This is a genomic window from Streptomyces sp. NPDC000880, assembly GCF_053599675.1.
Map to the genome: position 1 here is coordinate 1 of NZ_JBSFMS010000209.1, position 6,064 is coordinate 6,064.

Consider the following 6,064-nt stretch of genomic DNA (forward strand, 5'->3'; position numbering starts at 1 on the left):
GTAGTTGAGTCGAAGTGCGCACTGTCCCCGGGGCTCAGCTCGTGCACCGCGTCCCCCAGGCCCAGCCGTAGCTGCCCCTCGAGGACGTACAGCCACTCCTCGCCGGGATGCACCCGTACCAGACCGCCCTGGCTACCGTAGGGAACCACCAGCCGCAGGGCCTGCATCGCCCGGCCGGGTCCGCCTGCCCGGTGGTACGTCCAGCCGTCGGCCGCCGGAGGCTCCCGGTGACCGGCGCGGATGATGGGCCGGCGTTCCGGCGCCGACTCGCCGAGGAGCTCGGCGACCGTCGTACCGTAGATGCGGGCAAGTGCCAGCAGCATCGGCAGCGACGGCTGGCGGTGGCCCGTCTCCAGCCGGGAGAGATGGGCGGGCGAGAGCCCCGCCCGCTGGGCGGCGGCTTCCAGGGTGAGGCCGCGGCGGCGGCGCAGATCGCGCAGCCGCGGTGCGACATCGGGCAGCGCGTCGGCCGCCCCTGCGGCGGCAGGAGATCGGGGGTCCGGGTGGTGCCCCCCAGGGGAGGTCAGCATGTCTCCATTGCGCCAGGTTTTTTCCTCTGAGGCAAATCTCTTGCCCCAGAGGCAAAGGATCATCAGTTGGCGACTGCAGTCGGTGATCCAGGTCGCGAACCGGATCCGGGCCTCGGTGCGGGTGGCGATCCCTCGTTCCTGAGTCCGGAGCGGGAGGGCTCTCACGTCAGGGGCTTGGTCCAGCGGCGCCACTGCGGCTCAGACGGGTCACGCGTCCGGGCTGTTGATCATGGAGGCGGCGGCGCGCGTGACGTAGTCCCACAGCCGGCGCTCCAGGTCCGGGGGCAGCCGAAGGTCGTCGACGGCCGCGCGCATGTGGTGCAGCCAGGCGTCGTGCGCGGCGCGGTCGACCCGGAAAGGCGCGTGCCGCATCTGCAGCCGGGGGTGCCCGCGGCGCTCGCTGTACGTGCGGGGGCCGCCCCAGTACTGCATCAGGAAGAGGGCAAAGCGCTCCTCGGCCGGGCCGAGGTCCTCCTCCGGGTACATGGGGCGCAGCAGCGGGTCAGCCGCCACGCCCTGGTAGAAGCGGTGCACGAGGCGGCGGAAGGTCGGCTCGCCCCCCACCGCGTCGAAGAGCGTCTCTGCGCCGGGGGTGTCCTGTCGGATGTCCGTCATGCGGCCATGCTTGCAGGAAGCCGCGACGGCTCCCCGAGGAGGGCGCCGTATCGGCCCGCACGCTCGGTCGCGATTACAGGCACTGCTTGACGGCACTGCCACCTGTTACGTGGGCGGTTCCGGCACCCGAGGGCGGCTCCCGCCGCGCGATGCAGGCGGGCGTGTGCCGGCGCGGCCGTGCCGTCACGCGATGACACAGCCCTGGCAGTCCGACGTCTTCGCCCGGTCAATCCCGGGAGCAGGTTCACTGCGGCCAAACGTCCGTACGGACAGGCCACCAACCGTGCCTTCTTGCCCTTCAGGCAAAAAAGTTGCCTGAAGGGAAAGCGCTGGCTTGAATCGAGGCATCAGCCCTGACCCAGGGTTCGACCGCTGAGCTGCCATCACGCAGCGCCCCGACATGACCGACCCGCGGCAGCGGTGGATCCGCACCACAAGATCTATAGCCCTCGATGCCACTGCCACTGCTGACTCAACCGGCCCGCGCACTGGAGCGGGCCTTCGGAGGGATACTCATCATGAGCCGTAAGCGCGTGCTCGTCGACGCAGACTGGGTCCAGGCACACCTGGAGGATCCCAGGGTCGTCCTGGTCGAGGTCGACGAGGACACCACGGTCTACGAAAGGAACCACATCACCGGCGCGGTGCGCATCGACTGGCGCGGTGAGCTGCAAGACCCCGTTCGCCGCGACTTCGTCGACCAGGCCGGCTTCGAGGCGCTGCTCTCCAAGAAGGGCATCTCAAACGACGACACGGTCGTACTCTATGGGGGCAACAACAACTGGTTCGCCGCGTTCGCCTACTGGTACTTCAAGCTCTACGGGCACTGGGACGTGCGGCTGCTCGACGGCGGCCGCAAGAAGTGGGAACTGGACGGCCTCGAGCTGGTCACCGAGACGGTGACCCGGCCTTCGACCCGGTACGTTGCCTCCGAGCCCGACACTTCCCTCCGCGCCCTGCGTGATGAGGTCCTGGCCTCAATCGGCAGCCGCAATCTGGTCGACGTGCGCTCCCCCGAAGAGTTCTCCGGAGCTCTGCTCGCCCCAGCGCACATGCTGCAGGAAGCGGCCATGCAACGCGGCCACGTCCCCACCGCGGTCAACGTCCCCTGGTCCAAGGCCGCCAACGACGACGGGACCTTCAAGTCCGACGAGGAACTGGCCGCCCTCTACAGGGAGGTGGACACCGAACGGGAGACCATCGTGTACTGCCGCATCGGCGAACGCAGCGCGCACACCTGGTTCGTCCTGCACGAGCTCCTCGGCCGCGGCAGCGTGAAGAACTACGACGGATCCTGGGCTGAGTACGGCTCACTGGTCGGCGTACCGATCACCCTGCCCAACGCCGCCTGACTGCGCTTGCCGTACCCGCGGTACCGAGGGTCTGGAACACACCCCCCCGCCCTGGCGGCCCCCTTCTCCGCAGGTGCCCAGCAGCGAAGGGGGCCGCGTAGAGGCGCCCGGGGGTTCCCGACCCAAGTCCGACAATCAGCGAAACAGTCATCGGCCGCGTAGGACAACAAGAAGCCCGTACCGTCAGGCCGAACCATAAACAGCGGCGGTGCTTCTGGTCAGCCGCGCCCGGATGACACCTCCGTGCCCGGAAATGTGCACGTCGTCGGTAGAGATTGCGGGACAGCCAATCCGAACCGCTTACTGCCCGCGTCCAGCGGTGCCTAACTTGGGGAGAACCTGTGACGGAGAGTGCCGGCGGCCCGGGTCAGCGGAACGTCCGCTCGGAGGGCCAGTGGGCGGCCGGTGACCGCCAACCGCTCAACGACAACGAGCGCATCAAGCAGGAGGACGACGGGCTGAACGTCCGGCGCCGGATCGAGGAAGTCTACAGCCGGACCGGGATCGCCGGCGTGGACCTCACCGACCGGCGCAGCCGCTTCCGCTGGTGGGGGATGTACACCCAGCGCAAGCCGGGGATCCCTGGAAACACGATCGGATCCCTCGCTCCCGAGGACCTCGAGGACGACTGCTTCATGATGCGGGTACGCATCGACGGCGGCGCGCTCACCACCGAACAACTACGCGTCCTGGGCGAAGTCTCGCGTGAGTTCGCCCGCGACACCGCCGACCTCACCGACCGGCAGAATGTCCAGCTGCACTGGGTGTACATCGAGGACGTCCCACAGATTTGGCAGCGGATCGAGTCGGTGGGCCTGACGACCGTCGAGTCCGCGGGTGACACCCCGCGGGTGGTACTCGGCTCGCCGCTGGCCGGGATCGCCGAGGACGAGGTCCTCGACATCACCCCTGGCATCGCCGACATCACCGGGCGGCTGCTCAACAACCCCGACTACTCCAACCTGCCCCGCAAGTTCAAGACCGCCCTCTCCGGGTTGCAGGACGTGGCCCACGAGATCAACGACATCGCGTTCGTCGGAGTGCACCACCCAGAGCACGGGCCGGGCCTCGACGTGTGGGTCGGCGGCGGGCTGTCGACCAATCCCAAGATCGCCCAACGGCTCGGCGCGTGGGTGCCGCTTGCCGAGGTCGGCGAGGTGTGGGAAGCGGTCGTCGCCCTATTCCGTGACCACGGCTACCGCCGGCTGCGCGCCAAGGCACGACTGAAGTTCCTGGTGGCCGACTGGGGGGCGGAGAAGTTCCGGGCGGTCCTTGAGGAGAACTACCTGCACCGCAGGCTGATCGATGGGCCGCCCCCGCCGCAGCTGCAGCGCCCGCGCGATCACGTCGGGGTGCAGCGGCAGAAGAACGGGCTCAACGCCGTCGGTCTCTCCCCGGTTGCCGGCCGGGTGGGCGGTACCCTGCTGGTCGCGGCCGCCGCGGCGGCCGAACGGGCGGGTTCGCGGCGGGTCCGCATCACCCCCATGCAGAAACTCGTCGTGCTCGACGTCCCCGACGACCGGGTCGAGGAGCTCATCGCCGAACTCGACGCGATTGGGCTGCCCGCCCGCCCGACGCCATGGCGGCGCGCCACTATGGCATGCACCGGTGACGAGTTCTGCAAGTACGGGATCGTCGAGACGAAGAGCCGCGCCGCCCGGCTCATCGACGAGCTGGAGGAACGGCTCGCCGACGTCCAGGACACTCTCGAGTCGCCGATCAGTATCCATCTCAACGGCTGCCCGAACTCGTGTGCGCGGATCCAAGTTGCCGACATCGGCCTGAAGGGCATGACTTTCTCGACCCCCGACGGCGGCCATGAGGAGGGCTTCCAGGTACACCTCGGTGGAGCCCTCGGGTTCGACACCAGGTTCGGCCGCAAAGTCCGCGGAAACAAGGTCCGCTCAGCCGACGTGGCCGACTACATCGAACGCGTTGTACGGCGATTCGAGAGCTCACGCAGGGACGGAGAGATCTTCTCCCAGTGGGTTGCCCGCGCGGAAGAGGACGACCTGCGGTAGGCGCGCCCCCAGGCGCCGTGCCTGAGAGACACCGCAGGACGACACCGGTTGCAGCGCACCGGACACCTGGCACGCCACAACCATCCCTAACCGTCAAGGACTCCCATGCCGAATACCATCGGACCCACGACGCCGGCCGCGCCCGGCCTTGCACCGGCGAAAAGGAAGGCCAAGGACCTCAACAGAGTCATTCGCTACACGCTGTGGTCGGTGTTCCGGCTGCGCGACGTGCTGGCCGAGTCCCGCTCCGGGTACGCCGACGAGGTGGTGGCGCTGTTCGAGCAGCTCGCCGCGAAGGACGTCACGGTGCGCGGCTCGTACGACCTGTCGGGGCTGCGGGCCGACGCCGACGTCATGATCTGGTGGCACGCGGAGAGTTCGGACGCGCTGCAGGAAGCGCACAACCTCTTTCGCCGCACCAAGCTGGGGCGCGCGCTGGAGCCGGTGTGGTCGAACATGGCGCTGCACCGGCCGGCCGAGTTCAACCAGTCCCACATCCCGGCCTTCCTCACCGAGGTCGCCCGCGACTACGTGTGCGTGTACCCCTTCGTGCGGTCGTACGACTGGTACCTGCTGCCGGACGAGAAGCGCCGCGGGATGCTGGCCGAGCACGGTCAAATGGCCCGAGGCTTCCCGGACGTCCGCGCCAACACCGTCCCCTCCTTCGGGCTGGGCGACTACGAATGGCTACTGGCGTTCGAGGCCGACGACCTGCACCGCATCGTCGACCTCATGCGCCACCTGCGCGGCTCCGAAGCGCGGCTGCACGTCCGCGAGGAGGTCCCGTTCTACACCGGCCGCCGCAAGCCGGTCGCGGAACTCGTCGCCGGCCTGGCCTGAGCCGACGGCCCGGAGGACACACCTACCCAGAGATCGAACTCTTCCGACACAGCCAGAACGCGCAAAGCAGCACAGGCCACGTGTAGGCAGCCAATCCGCCCGTGCAGAACCCGCCGCGCGCCCCGCACCCGAGACATGAGCGCCCCACTCACCCGGCATCCCGCGCCGACCAACGTCCGGTGAGCCTGCGCGGGAACCGCCTCAAGGAAGTGCGTGCCAACTGTGGCCGCCACGTCGCCCGGCGGCGAAGACTCCGGCGACGTCGTGGAGCTTGTAGAGCGAGCTCTTGCTGGTCTTCTCGGCGATCGTCTCCAGGACTCCGCCCGGCACGCGGCGGTCCGCGATGTAGTGGGTGATCCCCGAGACGGCGAGGGCGGCGGCGGGGTGGACACGGATGCCGAGGATGCGGGCGCGGATCCCGGCCACGGCGGCCTGGGTGGCGGTGTAGGCAGTCGAATCTCTTCAGGTGGAGGATCCGGGTGACCGGGGATGTGAAACAGGCAGCTAAGGACAAGGCGTACGACTGGGTCAAGAACCGGGTACTGCACGGCGGGTATGAGGGCGGCGACCTGATCAGCGAGGGCGACGTCTCCAAGGAGCTGCAGATGTCCCGCACCCCGGTGCGGGAAGCCTTCCTGCGCCTGGAGGTGGAGGGGCTGCTGCGGCTCTACCCGCAGCGCGGGGCGCTGGTCGTGCCGGTGTCGTC

General features: G+C 68.8%; 7 protein-coding genes. 4 read left to right on the forward strand and 3 right to left on the reverse strand.

Annotated features, from left to right (window positions below):
* Together ACWDO5_RS34920 and ACWDO5_RS34925 are read right to left on the reverse strand one after the other, a co-directional pair.
* A partial coding sequence (locus tag ACWDO5_RS34920; protein ID WP_450534558.1) for an XRE family transcriptional regulator occupies positions 1–530 on the reverse strand: 530 nt, incomplete at its 3' end.
* A gap of 207 nt (positions 531–737) precedes the next feature.
* Entirely contained in the window at positions 738–1,145 is a 408-nt protein-coding gene (locus tag ACWDO5_RS34925; RefSeq protein ID WP_450534559.1) for a globin, read from the reverse strand.
* A gap of 518 nt (positions 1,146–1,663) precedes the next feature.
* On the opposite strand from ACWDO5_RS34925, the gene ACWDO5_RS34930 reads away from it, so the two are divergent.
* From ACWDO5_RS34930 to hemQ, 3 genes are all read left to right on the forward strand, one after another.
* Positions 1,664–2,497, forward strand: a complete 834-nt coding sequence (locus ACWDO5_RS34930; protein ID WP_450534560.1) for a sulfurtransferase — start codon at positions 1,664–1,666, stop codon at positions 2,495–2,497.
* Between the two features lie 341 nt (positions 2,498–2,838).
* Positions 2,839–4,518 carry a nitrite/sulfite reductase gene (locus tag ACWDO5_RS34935; RefSeq protein ID WP_450534561.1) on the forward strand — a complete coding sequence of 560 codons (1,680 nt, stop codon included), beginning with the start codon at positions 2,839–2,841 and terminating at the stop codon, positions 4,516–4,518.
* Positions 4,519–4,623: 105 nt separating this feature from the next.
* Positions 4,624–5,358 (forward strand): hydrogen peroxide-dependent heme synthase, encoded by a 735-nt coding sequence (hemQ, locus tag ACWDO5_RS34940; RefSeq protein ID WP_450534562.1) that lies wholly within the window; start codon positions 4,624–4,626, stop codon positions 5,356–5,358.
* A gap of 201 nt (positions 5,359–5,559) precedes the next feature.
* Here the strand turns inward: hemQ and ACWDO5_RS34945 are convergent, their stop codons facing one another.
* Positions 5,560–5,784 (reverse strand): hypothetical protein, encoded by a 225-nt coding sequence (locus ACWDO5_RS34945; protein ID WP_450534563.1) that lies wholly within the window; start codon positions 5,782–5,784, stop codon positions 5,560–5,562.
* 65 nt (positions 5,785–5,849) lie between these two features.
* On the opposite strand from ACWDO5_RS34945, the gene ACWDO5_RS34950 reads away from it, so the two are divergent.
* A partial coding sequence (locus ACWDO5_RS34950) for a GntR family transcriptional regulator (protein ID WP_450534564.1) occupies positions 5,850–6,064 on the forward strand: 215 nt, incomplete at its 3' end.

Excerpts from the sequence above, each read along its gene's own strand:
- ACWDO5_RS34925 (WP_450534559.1), bottom strand. The coding sequence starts at position 1,145 with ATGACGGACATCCGACAGGACACCCCCGGCGCAGAGACGCTCTTCGAC.
- ACWDO5_RS34930 (WP_450534560.1), top strand. The coding sequence starts at position 1,664 with ATGAGCCGTAAGCGCGTGCTCGTCGACGCAGACTGGGTCCAGGCACAC.
- hemQ (WP_450534562.1), top strand. The coding sequence starts at position 4,624 with ATGCCGAATACCATCGGACCCACGACGCCGGCCGCGCCCGGCCTTGCA.